Below are 24,273 nucleotides of genomic sequence, written 5' to 3'. Positions count from 1 at the left end.
TGAACGACAGGATTGAGTGCGAAGATGGCGAAGCTGAAAGTTGACGGAAAAGAGATCGAGGTCCCGGATCATTTCACGCTGTTGCAAGCGTGTGAAGAAGCCGGCGCCGAGGTTCCGCGCTTCTGTTTTCATGAGCGGCTGTCGGTCGCCGGAAACTGCCGTATGTGTCTGATCGAAGTGAAGGGTGGGCCGCCGAAACCGGCAGCCTCCTGCGCCATGGGCGTGCGCGATCTGCGTCCCGGCCCGAACGGCGAAGCGCCGGAAGTCTTCACGACCACGCCGATGGTCAAGAAGGCCCGCGAAGGCGTCATGGAATTCCTGCTGATCAACCATCCGCTCGATTGTCCGATCTGCGATCAGGGCGGCGAGTGCGACCTGCAGGACCAGGCCATGGCCTTCGGCGTCGATTCGACCCGCTACAACGAGAACAAGCGCGCCGTCGAGGACAAGTATATCGGCCCGCTGGTCAAGACCGTGATGAACCGTTGCATCCACTGCACGCGGTGCGTCCGCTTCACCACCGAAGTTGCCGGTATCGCCGAACTGGGCCTGATCGGCCGCGGCGAGGATGCCGAGATCACCACCTATCTCGAGCAGGCGATGACCTCGGAGTTGCAGGGCAACGTCGTCGACCTCTGCCCGGTTGGCGCGCTGACCTCCAAGCCCTACGCCTTCAATGCCCGTCCGTGGGAACTCGGCAAGACCGAATCGATCGACGTCATGGACGCCGTCGGTTCTGCGATCCGCGTCGATACGCGCGGCCGCGAAGTGATGCGCGTCATGCCGCGCGTCAACGAGGAGATCAACGAAGAGTGGATTTCCGACAAGACCCGCTTCATCTGGGATGGCCTGAAGACCCAGCGCCTCGACCGCCCCTATGTGAAGAAGGACGGCCGTCTGCAGCCTGCGACCTGGAACGAGGCGTTTGCCGCGATCAAGTCGGCAGTTGCCAGGACGAGCGGCGACAGGATCGGCGCGATCGCCGGCGATCTGGCCTCCGTCGAGGAAATGTACGCGCTGAAGGAATTGATCTCGTCGCTCGGCTCGAAGAACATCGACTGCCGCCAGGATGGCGCAGCGCTCGATCCGTCGTTCGGCCGTTCAAGCTACATTTTCAATCCGACGATCCAAGGCATTGAAAACGCCGACGCGCTGTTGATCATCGGCTCGAACCCGCGCTTCGAGGCCTCGGTTCTGAACGCTCGCATCCGCAAGCGGTTCCGCATGGCCAATTTCCCGATCGGCGTGATCGGCGAGCAGAGCGAGCTGCGGTATTCCTACGAATATCTGGGCGCCGGCACCGATACGCTGGCCGAACTGGTCGGCGGCAAGGGCAAGTTCCTGAGCGTCTTGAAGAAGGCGCAGCGCCCGATGATCATCGTCGGTCAGGGTGCGATTTCGGGTGGCAACGGCGCGTCGGTTCTTGCCGCCGCCGCCAAGCTCGCAGGCGCTGTTGGCGCTGTAACCGCCGACTGGAACGGTTTTGCCGTTCTGCATACGGCAGCCGCCCGTGTCGGTGGCCTCGATCTCGGTTTCGTACCGGGCGAGGGGGGCATGACCGCAGCCGAGATGCTGACTGCTATGGACGTGCTCTTCCTGCTCGGCGCTGACGAGATGGACTTCTCGGCCAGGACCGCTGGCTTCACCGTCTATATCGGTTCGCATGGCGACGAAGGTGCGCATCGTGCCGACGTCATCCTGCCGGGTGCGACCTACACGGAAAAGTCCGGAACCTGGGTCAACACCGAAGGCCGTGTCCAGATGGGCAACCGCGCCGGTTTCGCACCGGGCGATGCGCGCGAGGACTGGGCGATCATCCGCGCGCTGTCGGATGTGCTCGGCAAGCGCCTGCCGTTTGATTCGCTGAGCGAATTGCGCGCAAAGCTCTATGCGTCCCATCCGCATTTCGCTGAGGTTGATGCGATCGCATCAGGCGCGACCGGTGAAATTGCCGCACTTGGGCAAAAAGCCGGTGAGATGGCCAAATCGGTGTTTGCGTCTCCGGTCAAAGACTTCTATTTGACGAACCCGATAGCACGCGCATCCGCCGTCATGGCCGAATGTTCGGCTTTGGCACGCAACAACTTCAAAGCTGCGGCGGAATGAGCGCGAGGGAATAAGACGAAAATGGACGCTTTCATTTCGACCTATGTGTGGCCAACGGCCCTCATGATCGCCCAGTCGCTGCTGTTGCTGGTCGCTCTGCTGATCTTCATCGCCTACATTCTGCTCGCCGACCGCAAGATCTGGGCCGCGGTTCAGATGCGCCGTGGACCCAATGTGGTCGGCCCCTGGGGTCTTTTCCAGTCCTTCGCCGATCTTTTGAAGTTCGTCTTCAAGGAACCGGTCATCCCGTCAGGCTCGAACAAGGTGCTGTTCCTGCTTGCGCCGCTGGTCTCCGTCACCCTGGCGCTGGCAGCCTGGGCCGTCATTCCGCTCAATGCCAACTGGGTGATGGCAAACATCAACGTCGGCATCCTCTATGTGTTCGCCATATCGTCACTTGAAGTCTACGGCGTCATCATCGGCGGTTGGGCATCGAACTCGAAATATCCGTTCCTCAGCGCGCTGCGCTCGGCAGCGCAGATGGTCTCCTACGAAGTCTCGATCGGTTTCGTGATCGTCACCGTGTTGCTTTGCGCCGGCTCGCTGAATCTGACGGACATCGTCGATTCGCAGCGTGACGGCCTCGGTACGATGATCGGGCTGCCCGGCTCGTTTCTTGACTGGTACTGGCTGCCGTTGTTCCCGATGTTCATCGTCTTCTTCATCTCGGCGCTGGCCGAAACCAACCGTCCGCCCTTCGACCTCGTCGAAGCGGAATCGGAACTGGTTGCAGGCTTCATGGTCGAATATGGCTCGACGCCCTACATGATGTTCATGCTCGGCGAATATGCCGCCATCTGCCTGATGTGCGCGCTGACGACGATCCTGTTCCTCGGCGGCTGGCTGCCTCCGGTCGACGTCTGGTTCGTGAACTGGGTTCCCGGCATCGTCTGGTTCGTCCTGAAGGCCTCGATGGTGTTCTTCATGTTCGCCATGGTGAAGGCCTTCGTGCCGCGCTACCGCTATGACCAGCTGATGCGTCTCGGTTGGAAGGTCTTCCTTCCGCTGTCGCTCGCCATGGTCTTCATTGTTGCAGTTGTGCTGAAACTGGTGGTGTGGGCCTGATGTCCGCTCCCCGTTTGGCAATATTCGCCGGCGCCTCCCAGGCCGGCATGTTTGGAGGTTGATGATGGCAAGTCTGTCGCAAGCCGTCAGTTCGCTGTTCCTGAAGGAATTCGTCGGTGCGTTCTTCCTGTCGATGCGCTATTTCTTCGCGCCGAAGTCGACGCTGAACTATCCGTTCGAAAAAGGCCCCGTCAGCCCGCGGTTCCGCGGCGAGCATGCGTTGCGCCGCTATCCGAACGGCGAAGAGCGCTGCATCGCCTGCAAGCTGTGTGAGGCGATCTGTCCTGCCCAGGCGATCACCATCGAAGCCGGCCCGCGCCGCAACGATGGCACGCGCCGCACGGTCCGCTACGACATCGATATGGTGAAATGCATCTATTGCGGTTTCTGCCAGGAAGCCTGTCCGGTGGACGCGATCGTCGAAGGTCCGAACTTTGAGTTCGCCACGGAGACGCGCGAGGAGCTCTACTACGACAAGGAGCGCCTGCTTTCCAACGGCGACCGCTGGGAACGGGAAATCGCCCGCAACATCGCAATGGACTCGCCTTACCGCTGAGACCGTTCGATTGCCGGGCAGGCGTAAACGAGATTTTGGGCGTGGCCGGAAGACCGGTCCGCCAGTGGGAAGGGTGGCCTGCCGGTCATGCCTGCCTTGGGAAGACGAAAAAGGCACCGATCATGGGTCTGCAGGCTCTTTTTTTCTATCTTTTTTCATTCGTCGCGGTTGCGTCGGCGTTCATGGTCATTTCCGCGCGGAATCCGGTTTATTCCGTGCTGTTCCTGATCCTGACGTTCTTCAACTCGGCCGGTCTGTTCCTTCTGACAGGCGCCGAGTTCCTCGCGATGATCCTGCTGGTTGTCTATATCGGCGCGGTCGCGGTTCTCTTCCTCTTCGTCGTGATGATGCTCGACATCGATTTCACGGAATTGAGGGCAGGGGTGCTTGACTACGCGCCGGTCGGCGCGCTGATCGGCCTCGTGCTTGCCGCCGAGCTGATCATCGTGGTCGGCGGCAGCACGCTCTCGCCGGAGATTGCCAAGTCGATTTCGATGCCGATCCCGGCTGTGACGGACCGAACGAATACGGCCGCGCTCGGTGACGTACTCTACACGCACTATGTCTATTTCTTCCAGATCGCTGGTCTGGTTCTGCTGGTCGCGATGATCGGTGCCATCGTGCTGACGCTGCGCCATCGCGAACACATCAAGCGCCAGAATATTCCCACACAGGTTGCCCGTTCGCCGAAGACCGCTGTCGAAGTGGTCAAGGTGAAATCGGGACAAGGTCTTTAAGGCGGGCGGGGTCAAGGAACAATCATCATGGAAATCGGTATTTCCCACTATCTGACCGTTAGCGCCGTCCTGTTTACGCTCGGCGTCTTCGGCATCTTCCTCAACCGGAAGAACGTCATCATCATCCTGATGTCGGTGGAACTCCTCCTGCTTGCGGTGAACATCAACATGGTCGCCTTCTCGTCGTTTTTGAACGACATCACCGGCCAGGTGTTCGCCCTGTTCATTCTGACGGTCGCGGCCGCGGAAGCCGCGATCGGTCTTGCAATTCTCGTCGTCTTCTACCGCAACCGCGGTTCGATCGCCGTCGAAGACGTCAACATGATGAAGGGCTGAGCGGGCAATGAATACGATTATTCAAGCTATCGTCTTCCTGCCGCTGATCGGCTTCCTGATCGCCGGCCTGTTCGGCACCTCGATTGGTGCCAAGGCGTCGGAATATGTCACCAGCGGCTTCATGGTCATCGTCCTCGTGCTGTCGTGGTTCGTCTTCTTCAACGTCGCACTCGGCGAGACGGAGATGATCAAGGTCATGGTGATGCGCTGGATCCAGTCCGGCAGCTTCGATGCCGAGTGGGCGTTCCGCGTCGATACGCTGACGGCCGTGATGTTCGTCGTCGTCAACACGGTGTCGTGCCTGGTGCATATTTACTCGATCGGCTACATGCACCACGATCCGAACCGGCCGCGCTTCTTTGCCTATCTGTCGCTGTTCACCTTCGCCATGCTGATGCTGATCACGTCGGACAATCTCTTGCAGATGTTCTTCGGTTGGGAAGGCGTGGGTCTGGCGTCCTATCTGCTGATCGGCTTCTGGTACAAGAAGCCGTCGGCCAACGCTGCCGCGATCAAGGCCTTTGTCGTCAACCGCGTCGGCGATTTCGGCTTCGCGCTCGGCATCTTCGGCGTCTTCGTTCTGTTCGGTTCGATCAATCTCGAAACGATCTTCGCGGCGGCCGCAAGCTATCTGCCGGCCGAGGGGGCCGCTGAAGGCGGCGAAGCCGTCATCAACCTTTTCGGCATGCATCTCGACAAGGCGCATGCTGTCACTGCCATCTGCCTGCTGCTCTTCATGGGCGCGATGGGCAAGTCGGCGCAGTTCCTGCTGCACACCTGGCTGCCGGACGCCATGGAAGGTCCGACCCCTGTGTCGGCGCTCATCCATGCCGCAACCATGGTCACCGCCGGCGTCTTCCTTGTTGCCCGCATGTCACCGCTGTTCGAACTGACCGAGGATGCCCGCACGGTCGTCGTCCTGATCGGCGCGATCACGGCCTTCTTCGCAGCAACCGTCGGCCTCGTGCAGAACGACATCAAGCGCGTCATCGCCTATTCGACCTGTTCGCAGCTCGGCTACATGTTCGTGGCGCTCGGCGTCGGTGCCTATGGTGCTGGTATCTTCCACCTGTTCACGCATGCCTTCTTCAAGGCGCTGCTGTTCCTTGGCGCCGGCTCGGTCATCCATGCCGTCGACGGTGAACAGGACATGCGGTTCATGGGCGGTCTGCGCAGGCACATTCCCCTGACCTATTGGACGATGTTCATCGGCACGATTGCGCTGACGGGGGTCGGTATCCCAGGCACGGTCATCGGTACGGCAGGCTTCTTCTCGAAGGACGCGATCATCGAATCGACCTTCGCCTCACATAGCGTGCTCTCCGGTTTCGCTTTCTCGCTGCTGGTGCTCGCCGCGCTGTTCACGAGCTTCTATTCCTGGCGCCTGACCTTCATGACCTTCCACGGCAGGCCGCGCGCCTCCCATGAAGTCATGCACCACGTCCATGAATCGCCGCAGGTCATGCTGGTGCCGCTCTACCTTCTCGGCGCCGGCGCGCTTCTAGCCGGCTTCCTGTTCCACGATTATTTCTTCGGCCATCACTATGCCGAATTCTGGCAGGGCTCGCTGTTCACGCTGCCGGAGAACGAGCTGCTCGAGGAATATCACCATGTTCCGCTCTGGGTGAAATGGAGTCCGTTCTGCGCCATGGCGCTCGGCCTGATCACAGCCTGGTACATGTACATCCGCTCGCCTGAAACGCCGAAGTACCTGGCCAATCAGCATCGCGTCCTCTACCAGTTCCTGCTCAACAAGTGGTATTTCGACGAAATCTATGACTTCCTGTTCGTGCGTCCGGCCAAGCGTCTTGGCACCTTCCTCTGGAAGGAAGGCGACGGCCGGGTCATCGACGGCTTTGGCCCGAACGGCATCGCCGCCCGCGTCATGGACGTCACCGACCGGGTCGTTCGCCTGCAGACCGGTTACCTCTATCACTATGCTTTCGCGATGCTGATCGGCATTGCGGCGCTCGTTACCTGGATGATGCTCGGGAGCTCCTTCTGATGACCGATTGGCCCATTCTTTCCGCGGTCACCTTTCTGCCGCTGGCCGGCGTTGCTCTTCTGCTTCTCATGCGTGAAGACAGCGCCTCCGGTCGCCGCAATATCCTGAATATCTCGCTTTTGACGACGATCGCGACGTTCATCCTGTCGCTCTGGGTCTGGTGGAGCTTCGACTACACCAACCCGGGCTTCCAGATGATCGAGAAGCATGCTTGGCTCGGTACGGGCATCTCCTATTATCTCGGCGTAGACGGCATTTCGGTCCTCTTCGTCGTGCTATCGGCCTTCCTGATGCCCTTCTGCGTGCTGGCGAGTTGGGTGACCATCGAGAAGCGCCTGAAGGCGTACATGATCGCCTTCCTGCTTCTGGAAGTGTTCATGGTCGGCGTCTTTGTCTCGCTCGATATCGTGCTGTTTTACGTGTTCTTCGAAGCCGGCCTGATCCCGATGTTCATCATCATCGGCGTCTGGGGCGGCAGGGATCGCGTCTACGCGTCCTACAAGTTCTTCCTCTATACGCTGCTCGGCTCGGTGCTGATGCTGCTCGCCATCATGGCGATGTACTGGCAAGCCGGCACGACCGATATTACGGAACTGCTTGCCTACAACTTCCCGCGCCAGATGCAGACCTGGCTATGGCTTGCCTTCTTCGCCTCCTTCGCCGTGAAGATGCCGATGTGGCCGGTTCATACCTGGCTTCCCGATGCGCACGTCCAGGCGCCGACGGCAGGCTCGGTCATCCTGGCGGGCATCCTCTTGAAGCTCGGCGGTTACGGCTTCCTGCGCTTCTCGCTGCCGATGTTCCCGCTGGCGTCGGAATATTTTGCGCCCATGGTCTTCTCGCTGTCGATCGTCGCCATCATCTACACCTCGCTCGTCGCGATGATGCAGTCCGACATCAAGAAACTGATCGCCTATTCGTCGGTCGCCCATATGGGCTACGTCACCATGGGGATTTTCGCCGCCAATACGCAAGGCGTACAGGGCGCGATCTTCCAGATGCTGTCGCACGGCATCGTCTCGGGCGCGCTCTTCCTTTGCGTCGGCGTTGTCTATGACCGCACCCACACCCGCGAGATCAGCGCCTATGGCGGCCTTGTCAACAACATGCCGAAATATGCGGTCGCCTTCATGGTGTTTACCATGGCCAATGTCGGCCTTCCCGGCACCTCCGGTTTCGTTGGCGAAATCACCACGCTGCTCGGTGCTTTCCGGGCAAACACCTGGGTTGCCTTCTTCGCAACGAGCGGCGTTATTCTCTCGGCCTGCTACGCGCTCTGGCTTTACCGCCGCGTGATCTTCGGTGCGCTCGAGAAGGACAGCCTGAAGTCGCTGCTCGACCTCTCCGGCCGGGAAAAGGTAATCCTCTACCCGCTTGTCGTGCTGACCATCTTCTTCGGCGTCTATCCGGCGCCGGTGTTCGATGCGACGGCAGCCTCGGTGGATCTCCTCGTGAACAACTACACTGCCGCCGTGCAGGCCGCGCAAGACGTTGCGCTTTCGGCGAAATGACGACAGGACGGGATCGAAATGACTGCTGAAACATTCCTCGCTAGCCTGCATCTGTCGACGCCGGAGCTGATCCTTGCGGTCGGCGCCATGGTCCTGTTGATGATCGGTGTCTTCTCGGGCGAGAAATCGTCCGGACTGGTCACCGGCCTTGCGGTCGGCCTGCTTGCCGTTTCGGGTGCCTGGCTGATCTGGCAGACCGGCGACGGTCAGGCCTATGGGGGCGTGTTCCTGTCGGATCCGTTCGCCCGCTTCATGAAGGTGCTGACACTGGCCGGCTCCCTGGTTACCCTGATCATGTCGGCGGGCGAGGCGCGCTCGGCGGGTATCGACCGCTTCGAGTTCCCGGTGCTGGTAGTGCTGGCGACGCTCGGCATGCTGCTGATGATTTCGGCCAACGACCTCATCTCCGTCTATCTCGCGCTCGAGCTGCAGTCGCTGTCGCTCTATGTCGTGGCTGCCATGCACCGCGACAACCTCCGCTCGACCGAAGCGGGCCTCAAATATTTCGTTCTCGGCGCCCTGTCATCGGGCATGCTGCTCTACGGCATGTCGCTGGTTTATGGCTTCACCGGCCATACCGGCTTCGAGGCCATCGCGTCTGCTCTATCGGCCGAAGGCCGTTCGCTCGGTCTGGTTTTCGGGCTCGTCTTCATTCTCGCGGGCGTCGCCTTCAAGATTTCGGCCGTTCCGTTCCACATGTGGACGCCGGATGTCTACGAAGGCGCGCCGACACCGGTAACGGCGTTCTTCGCCGCTGCGCCAAAGGTTGCAGCGATGGCGATGCTCATCCGTCTGGTGATCACGCCGTTCCAGCCGATTGTCGGCGATTGGCAGCAGATCGTCGTCTTCATCTCGATCGCCTCGATGCTGCTCGGCGCATTTGCGGCGATCGGCCAGAAGAACATCAAGCGACTGATGGCCTATTCGTCGATCGGCCATATGGGCTACGCGCTGGTCGGTCTTGCCAGCGGTTCCATGGCTGGTGTGCGCGGTGTGCTCATCTATATGCTGGTCTATATGGTCATGACGCTTGGCACCTTTGCCTGCATCCTGTCGATGCGCCGCAAGGATGGCGAGCACGTCGAAGGCGTCGATGACCTCGCCGGCCTGTCGCAGACCAATCCTCTCATGGCGACGGTGTTGACGGTGATGATGTTCTCCCTGGCCGGCATTCCGCCGCTGGCTGGCTTCTTCGCCAAATATTTCGTGTTCATGGCGGCGATCGAGGCGCAGCTTTATGCACTGGCGATCATCGGCGTTCTGGCTTCGGTCGTGGGTGCCTACTATTACCTGCGCGTCATCAAGCTGATGTGGTTCGATGATGCCAAGGATGAATTCGCCCGTCCCTCCGGCGTGTTGCGTCTCGTCTACGGTCTCTCCGGTCTGTTCGTGGCTGCCTATGTGCTGATCGGCGGACCGATCGGTACGGCGGCCGAAGTTGCAGCGCGGACCTTCTTTTGATCAGCAAGGACCGGATCGGCACGCTCTCGCTCGATGACTTCCGGCATACCGCGCTTGGCGATGTCGGATCGACGAACACCGAATGCCTGATCCGTGCCCGGGCGGGTGATCCGGGACTTCACTGGATCACCGCAACACGCCAGCTCGAAGGACGGGGGCGGCGTGGACGGGCCTGGGCTTCGGAGCCGGGCAATCTCTATGCCTCGCTGCTTTTGATCGACCCGGCGCCGATGGACAAGCTTCATTCGCTTCCGCTCGCGGTCGCCGTCGCAGTGCATCGAGCGATCCAGGCGGTCATGCCGCCGGGGTCCAACCCCGTATCGATCAAATGGCCGAACGACATCCTCATTGCCGGCAAGAAGTGCTGCGGTATCCTGCTCGAAGGCGAGGGGTTGCCTGGCGGCAGGCATGCCCTTGTCATTGGCTGCGGCATCAATGTCGCGCGGGCGCCCGACCATGGGCTCTATCCCGTGACAAGCCTGCAGGCGGAGGGGGCGTCTGTGTCGCCGGACGAATTGTTTGCCCACCTGTTTCGCAGCATGGGCGAAGCACTGAATATTTGGAACCGCGGGCAGGGCATCGCCGAAATTATTGCACAATGGCGCTCCGCAGCGAGCGGCATAGGTCAGAAGATCACCGTCAACCTGCCGGATCGCTCGCTTTCCGGACGGTTCGAAGGCATAGATGAAGAAGGCCGGCTGATGCTCGACATGGGCGCAGGCATGGTCCACCGCATCGCCGCGGGCGATGTATTTTTTGGATGAAACAAGGCGCAATCATTAAATGAGCAAACAAGACGAACTCGTCTTCCTGCCGCTGGGCGGAGTTGGGGAAATCGGCATGAACCTGGCCCTTTACGGCTATGGTGCGCCCTCCAGCCGCCAGTGGATCATGGTCGATTGCGGCGTGACCTTTCCGGGACCGGACCTGCCGGGCGTTGACCTAGTGCTGCCTGACATCCGATTCCTGGCGGAGGAGCGCAAGAGCCTCAAGGGCATCATCATTACCCATGCGCATGAAGACCACTACGGCGCGCTCGCCGATCTTTGGCCGGGCCTGAACGTGCCGGTCTATGCGTCGCCGTTTACAGACGGCATGCTTGATGCGAAACGCAATTTCGAACGAACGCGCACTGACGTACCGATCACGATCTTCAAGCAGGGCGACCGGATCAATGTCGGTCCGTTCGAGATCGAAGCGGTCGGCGTCAACCACTCGATCCCCGAGCCGATGTCGCTGGTGATCCGCACGCCGCTCGGCAACCTTGTCCACACCGGCGACTGGAAGATCGATCATGAACCGTCGCTCGGGCCGTTGACGGATGAGGCGCGCTTCCGCGCCGTTGGCGACGAGGGCGTGCTGGCGCTGATGTGCGACAGCACCAACGCGATGCGCGATGGCGTCTCGCCCTCGGAAGAGGAGGTTTCTGAGAGCCTCACCAAGATCATCGAGAACGCCACGGGCCGTGTCGCGATCACCACCTTCTCGTCCAATGTCGGCCGCATCCGCTCGATCGCCAAGGCGTCCGCCGCCGCCGGCCGCGAAGTCCTTCTGCTCGGTAGTTCAATGAAGCGCGTCTGCGACGTCGCCCGCGATGTCGGCCTGATGGAAGGATTGAACCCGTTCATCGCGGAAGACGAATTCGGCTATATCCCGCGTGACAAGGTCGTGGTGATCCTCACCGGCAGCCAGGGAGAATCCCGCGCGGCGCTGGCAAAGATCGCCCGCGACGAAATGCGCAACGTTGCCTTCACGGCCGGCGATACGGTGGTGTTTTCTTCCCGCGCCATTCCCGGCAACGAGAAGGCGATCAACGACATCAAGAATGGCCTCGTCGAGCAGGGCATCCATATCGTCACCGATAGCGAAGCCCTCGTGCATGTTTCCGGTCACCCGCGCCGCCACGAGCTGCAGCAGATGTACGAATGGACACGGCCGCAGATCCTCGTGCCGGTTCATGGCGAGGCGGCGCATCTGACAGCACAGGCGGAACTCGGCCTGCAATCCGGCATCAAGACTGTTCCCCGGGTGCGCAATGGAGATATCCTGCGGCTCGCGCCCGGTCCGGCAACGGTAATCGGCACGGCGCCGCATGGCCGCATCTACAAGGACGGCCGCCTGATCGGCGACTTTGACGAGATGGGCATCGGCGAGCGCCGCAAGCTTTCCTTTGCCGGCCATGTTGCCGTCAGCGTCGTGCTTGACGAACGCTATGATTTCAACGCCGACCCAGATGTTGTCACCATCGGCCTTCCCGAATTCGACGACGAGGGCGAGGACATGAATGATACGCTCTATGATGCCGTGCTTGGCGCCGTCGAAAGCATCCCGCGCGGCAAGCGCAAGGATCTTGCCATGGTGCAGGAAGCGGTTCGACGGGCGGTTCGCGGCACGGCCAACGAGGTCTGGGGCAAAAAACCGGTCGTCACCGTGTTCATCAACAAGCTGTGAGAGCCGGAAAGTTCACGCGAAAGGCAAATTCACATGCTCGGACGTGTCAATCACATCGCTCTGGCCGTTCCCAACCTTGCCGAGGCGGCGGAAAAATACCGGTCTGTGCTCGGTGCCTCAGTGACCGCGCCGGACGCGCTGCCCGAGCATGGCGTCAGCGTGGTTTTCGTGACACTGGAAAATACCAAGGTGGAATTGCTGGAGCCGCTTGGCGACGCCTCCCCGATCGCAGCGTTCCTTGCCAAGAACCCCGCAGGCGGCATGCATCATATCTGCTACGAGGTCGATGACATCATCGCCGCCCGCGATAGTCTTGTCGCTGCGGGCGGGCGGATTCTCGGCGACGGCCAGCCGAAGATCGGGGCGCATGGAAAGCCGGTGCTCTTCCTTCACCCCAAGGATTTCTTCGGCACGCTGATCGAACTGGAAGAGGTGTGACAGAAGGGCGCGAGCCGGGCGTTTGTCGGACAAGCCGGAAAGCGGTATAACGACGCCCAACAATGCCAAAGGGAGCTCTTCCAGTTCCCTTCGCAGTGAGAGACCACGATGCCGATCTTTTCCATTTTTGCGATCTATTTCATCATCTGGTGGCTGACGCTGTTCATCGTGCTGCCGATCGGTCTGCGCACCCAGGCCGAGGAGAACGAGGTCGTGCCCGGCAGTGTCGAGAGCGCGCCGGCGCGCTTCCGGGCGCTGCGGGTTTTTCTGCTGACCTCGGTGCTGGCGGCCGTTATCCACGTCGCGTGGTATATCCTCTCCGTACGCCTCGGCTACGGTTTGGACGCAATTCCGCAATTCGCGCCGAAATTTTACTAGGATCAAATCGAACGTGTCGTTGTTGAGACATTCACTGTTGCGATAGCGACGGCTTACGGATGGTCGGGCCAATGCGGTCGAGGTGCCTTGCCACGGAATAGACACGATTGGAGCGGCGACGCTTTTGGTGGAGAATCAATTTTCTGAAAAGTCAAAAAAAAACAAGGCTAAGAGCCTTGTTTCTTAAAGTATCGCGTGATCCTTATCCGTTACCGGTGGCTGCGTGTGAACGCGCCTAAGATCTTATCCTCCCAAGACTTGACCGCGAAATCGACAAGAATTTAATCTCCCTGCCTCTTTTGTGAGCCGAAACTAGCTTAAACATTATGCGTTGTCATCTGATTTTTTTGCATTTTTGCTACAGTCGAGCAAAATTTTTCCATTGACAATATCTGTCGGGTTGATGTTACTTCCGTGCCTTTTTGCCGCACCTCCTTGACCGCTTTTTCAGCGCCCGAAACGCCGGCTCCTCTCGCCGTGACGCCAGCGAAGATGACGGGTTTTCTTCCTGTCGCGAAGCGTCTATGAACGCTTGGGCGCGGTGTATCCCTCTTACTGAATCGGCTGGTCGGGGCGTCGCGGTACATAGTCAAACAGCAGTGCCCGTTGCATGCTCGTTGAGCGTGCGGGAGCTGCAAGCTCAACGTTATTTCGCCCGAATCCAACGATAGTGCGAAGTGCATCAAGTTCCGGAACCCGTTCATGCGCCTGTCCCGCTTTTTCATGCCCATTCTGAAGGAAAACCCGAAGGAAGCGGAGATCGTATCGCATCGCCTGATGCTGCGCGCCGGCATGGTTCGGCAGCAGTCGGCCGGCATCTATACCTGGCTGCCGCTGGGTAAACGGGTGCTGGACAAGGTCAACACCATCATCCGTGAGGAGCAGAACCGGGCAGGCGCCGTCGAATTGTTGATGCCGACGCTGCAATCGGCCGAACTCTGGCAGGAAAGCGGCCGTTACGACGCCTACGGCAAGGAAATGCTGCGCATCAAGGACCGTCAGGACCGGCCGATGCTCTACGGCCCGACCAACGAGGAGATGATCACCGATGTGTTCCGCTCCTATGTGAAGTCCTACAAGGACCTGCCGCTCAACCTCTACCATATCCAGCTGAAGTTCCGCGACGAGATCCGGCCGCGTTTCGGCACCATGCGCTCGCGCGAGTTCCTGATGAAGGACGCCTATTCCTTCGATCTCGACCGCGAAGGCGCGGTGGATTCCTATAACCGGATGTTTGCCGCCTATCTGCGTACCTTCTCGCGCCTGGGGCTTCGCGCCATTCCGATGCGTGCCGACACCGGCCCGATCGGCGGCGATCTCAGCCACGAATTCATCATCCTCGCCGACACCGGCGAATCGGAAGTGTTCTGCCACAAGGATTTCCTGGACTTCGACGTTCCGGCCGAAGACACCGATTTCTGGGACGCGGCTGCAATGAAGGCGATCTTCGACAAGTGGACGTCGCTCTATGCCGCCACGTCGGAGATGCACAACGAGGCCGCTTTCAACGGCATCGATGATGCCTCCAAGGTGTCCGCGCGCGGCATCGAGGTTGGCCATATCTTCTATTTCGGCACCAAGTATTCCGAAGCCATGGGCGCCAAGGTGCAAGGGCCGGACGGCAAGGAGCACACGGTGCATATGGGCTCCTACGGCATCGGTCCGACGCGGCTGGTGCCGGCGATCATCGAGGCCTCGCATGACGAGAATGGCATCATCTGGCCGGCTTCAATCGCACCCTTCGATGCGGTCGTGATCAACATGAAATCCGGCGATGCCGCTTGCGACGCGGCTTGCGAAACCATCTATGGCGCGCTCAACAAGGCGGGCCTTGATCCGCTCTATGACGACAAGGATGACCGCGCCGGCACCAAGTTTGCCACCGCCGACCTGATCGGCGTGCCGGTGCAGATCATTGCCGGTCCGCGTTCGGTCGCAGCCGGTGAGGTCGAACTCAAGGACCGCAAGACCGGCGCCCGCGAGACATTGACCATCGAGGCTGCGATCAACAAGCTGACTGCTTCGAAATAAGGGAGCCGGGATGAGCGCCACCACGCTAGAGCAGGACAAGGCGGCGGCCGCCGTTCAGCCGCCGTCGAGCCGTCCGTTTTCGACGTTCGAGCGCATGGTGGCCTGGCGCTATCTGCGATCGCGGCGCAAGGAAGCATTCATTTCGGTGATCGCCGGCTTTTCCTTCATCGGCATCATGCTCGGCGTGGCGACACTGATCATCGTCATGGCGGTGATGAACGGCTTTCGCACCGAGCTCATCTCGCGCATTCTCGGCATCAACGGCCACATGATCGTGCAGCCGCTCGACGGGCCGCTCGACAATTATGCGGACCTGGCGGCGAAATTTTCCGGCGTCAGGGGCGTGACCATGGCGATCCCGATGATCGAGGGGCAGACGCTTGCCTCGGGGCCGGGCGGGGCAGGCACCGGTGCTCTGGTACGCGGTGTGCGCGCCGATGATCTCATCAAGATGAAGTCCATCTCCGACCATATCAAGTCCGGCGATCTCGTCGGCTATACGGCCGGAACCGGTGTTGCCATCGGCTCGCGCATGGCCGAACAGCTCGGCATCACGGCCGGCGGCACGATCACGCTGGTCGCGCCCGAGGGCGACGTGACGCCGATGGGCGTCAACCCGCGCGTCAAGTCCTATACCGTCTCGGCGATCTTCGAGATCGGCATGTCGGAATATGACGCCTCGATCATCTTCATGCCGCTCGAGGAGGCGCAGCTCTATTTCAACGCCGAAGGCATCGCTCAGTCGATCGAGCTCTTCGTCACAAATCCGGATCTGGTCGATGACCTGCGCCAGCCGATCGAGGATGCCGCCGGCCGCCAGGTGCTGATCAGCGACTGGCGCGACCGCAACAAGACCTTCTTTTCCGCCCTGCAGGTCGAGCGCAACGTCATGTTCATGATCCTCACTTTGATCGTGCTGGTGGCAGCGCTCAACATTGTCTCCGGCCTGATCATGCTGGTGAAGGACAAGGGCAGCGACATCGCCATCCTGCGCACCATGGGCGCGTCCTCCGGTTCGATCATGCGCATCTTCTTCATGACGGGGGCGGCGATCGGCATCGTCGGCACTTTCGCGGGCGTGCTTCTGGGTATCATCGTCTGCCTTAACGTCGAATCCATCCGCCAGTTCTTTTCCTGGGTTTCGGGCACGACGCTGTTCAACCCCGAACTCTATTTCTTGAGCCAGCTTCCGGCCGACATGAACCCGGGCGAGACCATCTCGGTCGTCGTCATGGCGATCAGCCTGTCCTTCCTCGCCACGATCTTTCCGGCTTGGCGCGCCTCGCGCCTCGATCCGGTTCAGGCTCTGCGCTATGAATAAATAAGGATTACAGACACGATGAATGCGCGCGTGGCATTGCAGCTTTCCGGCGTCGAGCGTCATTACACCCAGGGCGAGGGGGTCCTGTCGATCCTCAAGGGCGCCGACTTTTCCCTGCATGGGGGGCAGACCGTCGCACTCGTGGCGCCGTCCGGCACCGGCAAGTCGACGCTTTTGCATCTGGCAGGGCTGCTCGAGCGACCGGATGCCGGCGAGGTGCTGATCAACGGCCAATCCTGCGGCATGCTCGGCGACGAGCAACGCACGGCGATCCGCCGCAACGACATCGGCTTCGTCTACCAGTTCCACCACCTGCTGCCGGAATTCACGGCGATCGAAAACATCATGATGCCGCAGCTGATCGCCGGTCTCGCAAAGGCCGAGGCGCGCGAACGGGCCGCGGCACTGCTCGACTATATGCGCATCGGCCATCGCGCCGAGCATCGCCCCTCTGAGCTTTCTGGCGGTGAACAGCAGCGTGTTGCGATCGCCAGGGCCGTCGCCAATGCGCCGTTGGTGCTGCTGGCCGATGAACCGACCGGCAATCTCGATCCGGAAACGGCAGGCTATGTCTTCGAAGCTCTGGAAGCGCTGGTGCGTCAATCAGGGCTCGCGGCAATGATCGCCACGCACAATTATGAGCTCGCGTCGCGCATGGACCGCCGCGTCACCATCGAGGATGGCAAGGTCGTGGAACTTTAGCAGGAACACGGCGCGGCGAGGCAACCCTATTCGTTGCCACAGGCCGACTGGCCGCGATCGTCCGACCAATCTTTCAGCAGCACAATTTCGCCCTTGGTAGCGATCGGCTTGCCATTGCTCTTGCCCTTGCCCGTGAGCACGTTGAAATCGCATTCCGAGGTGTTGTCGAGGTCGAGCGTGTCGTAGGACGAATACGTGTATCCGGCGACCACGAAATCGAAATTGCGGTAGGCGACGGTCAGCTTCTGCTCCCAGCGGTTGCGGCCGATGGAGTCGTTATGTGACGTGATCAGGATCGAGCCGTTCGGCAAGGCAGCGATCAAGGGGGCTCGACCGGCCATGACCAGGTCCCCCCAGACCTTGTTCGGCGCCACGGTTTTCAATTTCAACCGCGCGGTATCTCCGTCGTCGAGATAGATATAGACCGCGTGGTCCTCATCGCTGCCCTCAGGCGCTGAAACCAGCATTGTAAGATCCAGGCTGCCGTCCTTGTCCCAGTCGCCGGTGGCGGCGGAGACGATGCGCTCGGGATCGATCGCTTCGGCAGCCTGCGCCGCCATTGCTGAAAAGCAAACGAGCGCCGTCATGACGGCCCATGACATCCTCATTGTTCATCCCCCGATTGTCATCGGCGCCAGACTAATCGGCCCGCCTGCAAGCGTCCAGAGGTCATTTCTGCCGGAGGAAAGCCAGATTGAAACTGTTTACCATCTCCCGATCATTGAAACGGACGAGTGGGTATTGTTGCTTGACGCGTGAACAGAAATAGAACAAGATGAGAACATAACGGAAAAGGGAGCCTTGCAATGACTGACTTTCTTCGGGACCTCGCTGCTTTCACCTCAATCGCCATGTTCGTGGCCAGCTTTTCGATCATCGTCATGGGCATGTGACGAGCCTTTTCTCATTATAGCAGTGGGTGCTTCATATGCCCGGCTGTGGACAAGCGGTAGGTCACATGAAAAAGCCGCTGCCTCGCGGATGAAATCTGGACATCGGCGGGTGGAAACGGGATATCCTGCGGCCCTCATGGGAATCGGGGTGCGCGATGGCGGATGCAGTAAACGACAAGCAGCAGGACGGTGAAGCATCTCCGCAGTTTGTGCATCTTCGCGTTCATTCGGCCTTTTCGCTGCTCGAAGGGGCTCTGCCGATCAAGAAGATCATCGGCAACGCCGTAGCGGACGGGCAGCCGGCGATCGGTATCGCCGACACCAACAATTTGTTTGCAGCGCTTGAGTTTTCGCTGAAATGCATGGATGACGGCCTGCAGCCGCTGATCGGCTGCCAGTTGTCGATCGATATGGAGGATGAGGCCGAGGGCGAGAAGCGCGGGCATGCGCAGCACCTGGTGAAACTTCCGGCGATCGTGCTGATCGCTGCGACGGATGCCGGTTATGTCCGTCTCGTCGATCTCGTCAGTCGCGCCTATCTTGGCGGCGAAGGCAACCAGTCGGTCCGCATTGCTTTGTCCTGGCTGCAGGAGGTCGGAACGGAAGGCCTGATCGCGCTGACCGGCGCGTCGGGCGGACCGGTTGATATGGCCCTGAAGTCCGGTCATCCGGCTCAGGCTGAGACCCGGTTGAAAACGCTGGCCGCGCTGTTCGGGAACCGTCTTTACGTCGAGCTTCAGCGTCACGGCAAATATGACCGCCGCCACGAGGGGCGGATCATCGACCTCGCCTACAAGCTCGAGCTGCCGCTGGTCGCGACCAACGAACCGTTCTTTCCGTCGCCGGCTGAGTTCGACGCGCATGATGCCCTAATGGCCGTGGCGCACAATGCGATGGTGTCGGATGACAGCCGCTTCCGCCTGACGCCGGATCACTACCTGAAAAGCCGCAAGGACATGGCGGCGCTGTTTGCCGACCTGCCGGAGGCGTTGGAAAACACGATCGAGGTCGCCAGGCGCTGCGCGTTTGTGCTCAAGACCCGCGGACCGATCCTACCGCGGTTCACCGGAGCCTCTGACGATCCGGCGGAAGCCGAACGCGCCGAGGCGCTCGAACTGCGCCGTCAGGCCGTCGCGGGCCTGGAAGACCGGCTGCAGAAGCTGGGCATGTCACCGGGCTACACCGAGACGGACTATCGCGAGCGGCTCGACTTCGAACTCAGCGTCATCGAGAAGATGAAGTTCCCGGGCTACTTCCTGATCGTTGCCGACTTCATCAAATGGGCGAAGCTTCAGGATATCCCCGTCGGCCCGGGCCGTGGCTCGGGGGCGGGTTCGCTGGTCGCCTATGCGCTGACCATCACCGACGTCGATCCCCTGCGGTTCTCGCTGCTGTTCGAACGCTTCCTCAATCCGGACCGCGTCTCGATGCCCGACTTCGACATCGATTTCTGCCAGGACCGCCGCGAAGAGGTGATCCGCTACGTCCAGCGCAAGTATGGCCGGGAGCAGGTAGCGCAGATTATCACCTTCGGATCGCTGCAGGCGCGCGCCGCCTTGCGCGACGTCGGCCGCGTGCTCGAAATGCCCTATGGCCAGGTCGATAAGATCTGCAAGCTGGTGCCGAACAATCCGGCCAATCCGACGCCGCTGTCGAAGGCAATCGAGGAGGAGCCGCGTTTCCAGGAGGAGGTCGACAAGGAGCCGGTGATCGGCCGGCTTCTGGATATTGCCCAGAAGATCGAGGGCCTCTACCGCCACGCCTCGACCCACGCCGCCGGCATCGTCATCGGCGACCGGCCGCTGTCGCAGCTCGTGCCGATGTATCGTGATCCGCGCTCGGACATGCCGGTCACCCAGTTCAACATGAAATGGGTGGAGCAGGCAGGGCTGGTGAAGTTCGACTTCCTCGGGCTGAAGACGCTGACGGTGCTCAAGGTCGCCGTCGATTTCATCGCCAAGCGCGGCATCGAGGTCAAGCTCGAAGCGCTGCCGCTTGACGACCAGAAGACCTACGAGATGCTGTCGAAGGGCGACACGGTCGGCGTGTTCCAGGTGGAAAGTGCCGGCATGCGCAAGGCGCTGATCGGCATGCGGCCGGACTGCATCGAGGACATCATTGCGCTGGTGGCGCTGTATCGTCCGGGCCCGATGGAGAATATCCCAGTCTACAACGCCCGCAAGCATGGCGACGAAGAGATCGAATCGATCCATCCGAAAATCGACTATCTGCTCAAGGAAACGCAGGGCGTTATCGTCTACCAGGAACAGGTGATGCAGATCGCCCAGGTCCTGTCCGGCTATTCGCTGGGCGAGGCCGACCTTCTGCGCCGCGCCATGGGCAAGAAGATCAAGGAGGAGATGGACAAGCAGCGTGCCCGCTTCGTCGACGGCGCCGTCGCCAACGGCGTCTCCAAGGCGCAGTCCGACATGATCTTCGATCTGCTCGCCAAATTCGCGAATTACGGCTTCAACAAGTCGCACGCGGCCGCCTATGCTATCGTTTCCTACCAGACGGCCTATCTGAAGGCGCATTATCCGGTCGAGTTCCTGGCGGCGTCGATGACGCTCGACATGTCGAACACCGACAAGATCAACGATTTCCGCCAGGATGCGGCCCGGCTCGGCATCGAAGTTATTCCGCCGTCGGTGCAGACCTCGTTCAGGCGGTTCGAGACCGGTGACAACCGCATCTACTACTCGCTGGCTGCCATCAAGGGCGTCGGCGAGGCGGCCGTCGATCACATCGTCGAAGTGCGTGGAGACGAGCCCTTCGCCAACCTTGAGGACTTCTGCCTCCGGATCGATCCGAAGCTGCTGAACCGCCGCGTCTTCGAAAGCCTGATCTGCGCCGGCGCCTTTGATTGCTTCGGCCATGACCGGGCCGAACTGGTGGGCGGCCTCGACCGCGTCCTCGGTTTTGCGCAGATCGCCCAGGCCAACAAGCTCAGCGGTCAGAGCGACATGTTCGGGGCAGGGGCGGCCACCGGGCCGGAAAAGATCAGCCTGCCGGCCTACGCGCCATGGCTTGCTTCGGAAAAGCTGCATCGCGAATTCCAGGTGCTCGGCTTCTACCTCTCGGCCCATCCGCTCGACACCTACAACGACCTGCTCGCCAAGATCCGCGTCCAGACCTTCGCGGATTTCGCTGCTTCGGTAAAAAAGGGCGCGACCAACGGGCGTCTCGCCGGCACGGTGACCTCGAAGCAGGAGCGGAAAACCCGCACTGGCAACAAGATGGGAATCGTGGCCTTCTCTGATTCCACCGGCCAGTTTGAAGCCGTGCTATTTTCAGAGGCGCTCAATCAGTATCGCGACTTGCTCGAAGCGGGAAAATCGCTGGTCATTACAGTTGAAGCCGAGGAGCGACCGGAAGGTATTGGGCTTCGCATCAAGACCCTGCAGTCGCTGGAGGAACGCTCGCTGCAGCTGCAGAAGGCGCTGAGGGTTTATGTTCGCGATTCCGGCCCCTTGCGCTCGGTCGCCACGCATCTGAACACCAGGGGTGACGGGCTCGTTTCCTTCATCGTCATCAAGGACAATGGTCAGCGCGAGATCGAGGTGGAGCTTAGCGAGAAATACCGCATCTCGGCCGAGATCGCCGCGGCGCTGAGAACAGCCCCCGGCGTGATCGACGTCGAACTGGTGTAGCAGAACGCCTCCCTGCAGTTCAGAGCCCGCTTCGGGTGATTGTCACGAAGTCGGTACCGTCACCGGTTTCCTGTCCAAGGCCCATGTCGGATATGGTCATCGACGATCCCTCGGTCAGCAACTCGCTGATCCGCTGGCGTGCATCGTCCGGGATGGTGATGCGACCCATCGTGCGCTGGACGGCATTGAAGGCCATCGCATCCTCTTCGAGGGTAATTCCAAGCCGTTTCTTTATCGGACCGGGCAGCGCATTGTCGAGCGTCATGGCGAACCACTCGCCCTTGCCCGTCGAGGCGTCGATGTTCTGGAACTGCAGGAAATGCGTGCCGAGCGCGATCTCGGGCTGGGCGATCACCACCGGCGTTTCGAACAGCGGCTCGAAATTGCGGCGCACCAGAAGCTGGCCGTTCGGCGGCTTGCCCTTGCCGGCCTTGGCATAGAGGGCCTCGACAAAGGCGGGCGTCGTCTTGCCGTCGATGGCGAGCTTCTCCGCCGTCTGGAAGGCCTTGATGGCTTCCACGGTCTGTGCGCCGGCATAACCGTCGGCGATTCCCGCGGCATAGCCCAAGGCGTTGAGCAGTATCTGGACATCGAGCGAGATTTCCCGCTGGCCGCGATGGGTAATCAGCATGCGGATCGGCGGTTTCCGTTCGGTTTCGACCGCCGCCGTTTTGGCGGGTTCCGGCTGAATCGTGGCAACTTCAACTGTTTTCGTATGAACTTGCGAGACGCTGGGCCGCAGGGTGACATCCGAAAGCAAAACGGGTTCTACGACTGCCGGCTGAAAGAGGAAGGGATCGGCGATGGCGACTGGCGTCAGTTGACGATCGGAGATCAGGACATGCAGGCCGCGGCCGGTCATCTTGAACAATTGCCTGGCGAAATCCTCTGGCATGCGCACGCAGCCGTGCGATGCGGGATAGGCTGGAACGTGATTCGACGCATGCAGGGCGATACCCGACCAGGTCAGCCGCTGCATGAACGGCATCGGCGCGTTCGAATAGATGTTCGACTTGTGGAAGCGGCGCTTTTCCAGAATGGAGAAGATGCCGGTCGGCGTCGAATGACCGGCCTTGCCCGTCGAGACGTTGGAGGTGGCGATCACCGTGTCGCCGTCGTAGACGACCAGCGACTGCTGGTCCTTGGAGACGACGATCTGCAGGGGAGCCGGGTTACCGGCTGCAAGTGCGGTGCTGGCGGAGAGGGCAAAGACAAGGCCGATGCCAAATGCGAGACGCAAAACCATGAACACATCCGGGCGCAGGAAACGAGGGATGAGCCTAGCCTGAGAGATTTAAGGAAACTTTGCTGTTCCGCCGGGAACACGCGCTGATTGCGCTACTTCCCGCGCCGGCCCCTGCCGAACGTGTAGCCGGTCTCGACCGTCGTTTTGCCGAACTTGTCGCGCAGCACGTTAATTGCCGCTTCCGCCGCCGCGCGGCGCGTCGCCTGAGTATCGACAAGGTCGGGCGGGTCGGCGAGACCCGTATCGGAAAGCTCGGTGACGCCGATGCCGATCAGACGGAATTTCGTGCCGTCGGCTTCCTTGTCGAGAAGCTGCATGCCGGTGCGGAAAATGCGGTCGGCCAGCCGCGTCGGGCTGTCGAGGCGGCGATTGCGGGTGCGGATCTTGAAGTCGGCGGTCTTCAGCTTCAGCACGACGGTCTGGCCGGCGATCTCGGCCTTTCTCAGCCGGTGCGCCACCTGCTCGCTCAGCCGGCGCAGATGCGAAACCAAGTTGTCATAGTCACAGAGGTCATCGTTGAAGGTCGTTTCCGAAGAGACGCTTTTGGCTTCACCGTTGATTTCGACCGCACGCTCGTCTTGACCACGCGACAGACGATAGAGGCGCTGGCCCATCGTGCCATAGCGCTTCATCAGCTCGGTTTCTTCCATCGCCTGCAACTGGCCTATGGTGCGGATGCCGTCGCGCTCCAGCGTCGTGGCAAAGGCCTTGCCGACACCCCAGACCAGTGTGACCGGCTTCTCTTTCAGAAAGTCCAGCGCCTCGGCAGCGCCGATGACCGAAAAGCCGCGGGGCTTCTGCAGGTCGGAGGCGACCTTGGCGAGGAACTTGCAATAGGAGAGGCCGACCGAGACCGTGATGCCGATCTCCTCTTCGATGCGGCGGGCGAATCTTGCGAGCGTCCGGGCAGGGGGATCGTGATGCAGCCGCTCCGTCCCCTTGAGCTCCAGGAAGGCCTCGTCGATCGAAAGCGGCTGGACGAGGGGCGTCAACTCCTGCATCAGCATGCGCACCTGCCGGCCGACGCGGACATATTTCTCCATGTCCGGCTTGATGACGACCGCCTGCGGACAGGCCTCCAGCGCCTTGAACATGGGCATGGCGGAGCGCACGCCATGGATGCGGGCGATATAGCAGGCGGTCGAGACGACCCCGCGCTTGCCGCCGCCGATGATCACCGGCGTGTTGGCGAGATCAGGATTATCGCGTTTTTCGACGGACGCATAGAAAGCGTCGCAATCGATGTGGGCAAGCGTCAGCTGGTAGAGTTCGGCATGGTAAAGCAGCCGCGGACTGCCGCAGGCCGAGCAGCGTCGTCCGCCTGTCGCCTGTTTTAAGCAGTCGCGGCAAAATCCCGGGATGGCGGCCTCGTTTGCGGTCATGATG

19 protein-coding genes are annotated in these 24,273 nt (G+C 60.8%); 16 read left to right on the top strand and 3 right to left on the bottom strand.

Annotation, left to right across the window (positions count from 1 at the left end; translation table 11 throughout):
- Positions 1 to 24: 24 nt before the first annotated feature.
- From nuoG to ACSQ2W_RS00290, 15 genes are all read left to right on the top strand, one after another.
- Entirely contained in the window at positions 25 to 2,106 is a 2,082-nt protein-coding gene (gene nuoG, locus ACSQ2W_RS00360) for an NADH-quinone oxidoreductase subunit NuoG (protein WP_436084458.1), read from the top strand.
- 21 nt (positions 2,107 to 2,127) lie between these two features.
- A complete protein-coding gene (nuoH, locus tag ACSQ2W_RS00355) occupies positions 2,128 to 3,171 on the top strand; it encodes an NADH-quinone oxidoreductase subunit NuoH (RefSeq protein WP_436084457.1) in 1,044 nt (347 codons plus the stop codon).
- A 64-nt stretch (positions 3,172 to 3,235) separates the two neighbouring features.
- Complete coding sequence (gene nuoI, locus ACSQ2W_RS00350; RefSeq protein ID WP_436081731.1) at positions 3,236 to 3,727, top strand: NADH-quinone oxidoreductase subunit NuoI; 492 nt, start codon at positions 3,236 to 3,238, stop codon at positions 3,725 to 3,727.
- A gap of 122 nt (positions 3,728 to 3,849) precedes the next feature.
- On the top strand, positions 3,850 to 4,464 hold the full coding sequence (locus ACSQ2W_RS00345) for an NADH-quinone oxidoreductase subunit J (RefSeq protein WP_436087631.1): 615 nt from the start codon (positions 3,850 to 3,852) through the stop codon (positions 4,462 to 4,464).
- A gap of 27 nt (positions 4,465 to 4,491) precedes the next feature.
- Positions 4,492 to 4,800 carry an NADH-quinone oxidoreductase subunit NuoK gene (gene nuoK, locus ACSQ2W_RS00340; protein WP_436081730.1) on the top strand — a complete coding sequence of 103 codons (309 nt, stop codon included), beginning with the start codon at positions 4,492 to 4,494 and terminating at the stop codon, positions 4,798 to 4,800.
- A gap of 7 nt (positions 4,801 to 4,807) precedes the next feature.
- The gene (nuoL, locus tag ACSQ2W_RS00335; RefSeq protein WP_436084456.1) at positions 4,808 to 6,805 is read left to right on the top strand and encodes an NADH-quinone oxidoreductase subunit L; all 1,998 of its coding nucleotides are present in this window, start codon (positions 4,808 to 4,810) and stop codon (positions 6,803 to 6,805) included.
- Positions 6,805 to 8,316 (top strand): NADH-quinone oxidoreductase subunit M, encoded by a 1,512-nt coding sequence (locus ACSQ2W_RS00330; protein ID WP_436084455.1) that lies wholly within the window; start codon positions 6,805 to 6,807, stop codon positions 8,314 to 8,316. Before nuoL ends, ACSQ2W_RS00330 begins: the two co-directional genes overlap by 1 nt.
- An 18-nt stretch (positions 8,317 to 8,334) precedes the next feature.
- Positions 8,335 to 9,777: an NADH-quinone oxidoreductase subunit NuoN gene (nuoN, locus tag ACSQ2W_RS00325; RefSeq protein WP_436084454.1), complete on the top strand. Its 1,443-nt coding sequence runs from the start codon at positions 8,335 to 8,337 to the stop codon at positions 9,775 to 9,777.
- A complete protein-coding gene (locus ACSQ2W_RS00320) occupies positions 9,777 to 10,541 on the top strand; it encodes a biotin--[acetyl-CoA-carboxylase] ligase (protein ID WP_436087630.1) in 765 nt (254 codons plus the stop codon). The genes nuoN and ACSQ2W_RS00320 overlap by 1 nt, the downstream gene beginning before the upstream one ends.
- A gap of 19 nt (positions 10,542 to 10,560) precedes the next feature.
- Positions 10,561 to 12,228: a ribonuclease J gene (locus ACSQ2W_RS00315; RefSeq protein WP_436084453.1), complete on the top strand. Its 1,668-nt coding sequence runs from the start codon at positions 10,561 to 10,563 to the stop codon at positions 12,226 to 12,228.
- 33 nt (positions 12,229 to 12,261) lie between these two features.
- Positions 12,262 to 12,666: a methylmalonyl-CoA epimerase gene (mce, locus tag ACSQ2W_RS00310; RefSeq protein ID WP_436084452.1), complete on the top strand. Its 405-nt coding sequence runs from the start codon at positions 12,262 to 12,264 to the stop codon at positions 12,664 to 12,666.
- Between the two features lie 108 nt (positions 12,667 to 12,774).
- The gene (locus tag ACSQ2W_RS00305) at positions 12,775 to 13,044 is read left to right on the top strand and encodes a DUF1467 family protein (RefSeq protein ID WP_436084451.1); all 270 of its coding nucleotides are present in this window, start codon (positions 12,775 to 12,777) and stop codon (positions 13,042 to 13,044) included.
- 702 nt (positions 13,045 to 13,746) lie between these two features.
- Positions 13,747 to 15,075 (top strand): proline--tRNA ligase, encoded by a 1,329-nt coding sequence (gene proS / locus ACSQ2W_RS00300; RefSeq protein ID WP_436084450.1) that lies wholly within the window; start codon positions 13,747 to 13,749, stop codon positions 15,073 to 15,075.
- 10 nt (positions 15,076 to 15,085) lie between these two features.
- On the top strand, positions 15,086 to 16,396 hold the full coding sequence (locus tag ACSQ2W_RS00295) for a lipoprotein-releasing ABC transporter permease subunit (RefSeq protein ID WP_436084449.1): 1,311 nt from the start codon (positions 15,086 to 15,088) through the stop codon (positions 16,394 to 16,396).
- 18 nt (positions 16,397 to 16,414) lie between these two features.
- On the top strand, positions 16,415 to 17,098 hold the full coding sequence (locus tag ACSQ2W_RS00290; RefSeq protein ID WP_436084448.1) for an ABC transporter ATP-binding protein: 684 nt from the start codon (positions 16,415 to 16,417) through the stop codon (positions 17,096 to 17,098).
- Between the two features lie 26 nt (positions 17,099 to 17,124).
- On the opposite strand, the gene ACSQ2W_RS00285 is transcribed toward ACSQ2W_RS00290, so the two are convergent.
- A complete protein-coding gene (locus ACSQ2W_RS00285; protein WP_436084447.1) occupies positions 17,125 to 17,706 on the bottom strand; it encodes a hypothetical protein in 582 nt (193 codons plus the stop codon).
- A gap of 440 nt (positions 17,707 to 18,146) precedes the next feature.
- Here ACSQ2W_RS00285 and dnaE point away from each other — a divergent pair, with 440 nt between their 5' ends.
- Positions 18,147 to 21,641, top strand: a complete 3,495-nt coding sequence (dnaE, locus tag ACSQ2W_RS00280) for a DNA polymerase III subunit alpha (protein WP_436084446.1) — start codon at positions 18,147 to 18,149, stop codon at positions 21,639 to 21,641.
- Between the two features lie 19 nt (positions 21,642 to 21,660).
- Here dnaE and ACSQ2W_RS00275 read toward each other — a convergent pair whose 3' ends face one another.
- Both ACSQ2W_RS00275 and ACSQ2W_RS00270 read right to left on the bottom strand, forming a co-directional pair.
- Positions 21,661 to 22,881 (bottom strand): L,D-transpeptidase family protein, encoded by a 1,221-nt coding sequence (locus tag ACSQ2W_RS00275; protein WP_436087629.1) that lies wholly within the window; start codon positions 22,879 to 22,881, stop codon positions 21,661 to 21,663.
- A gap of 98 nt (positions 22,882 to 22,979) precedes the next feature.
- On the bottom strand, positions 22,980 to 24,269 hold the full coding sequence (locus ACSQ2W_RS00270) for a DNA polymerase IV (RefSeq protein ID WP_436084445.1): 1,290 nt from the start codon (positions 24,267 to 24,269) through the stop codon (positions 22,980 to 22,982).
- Between the last annotated feature and the right edge of the window lie 4 nt (positions 24,270 to 24,273).

It is taken from the genome of Pararhizobium sp. LjRoot255 (assembly GCF_964252905.1).
In the GTDB taxonomy this organism is placed as follows: Bacteria; Pseudomonadota; Alphaproteobacteria; order Rhizobiales; family Rhizobiaceae; genus Pararhizobium.
The sequence above is the reverse complement of the archived record's forward strand: the minus strand, read 5'-3'. Positions and strand labels throughout refer to the sequence as shown.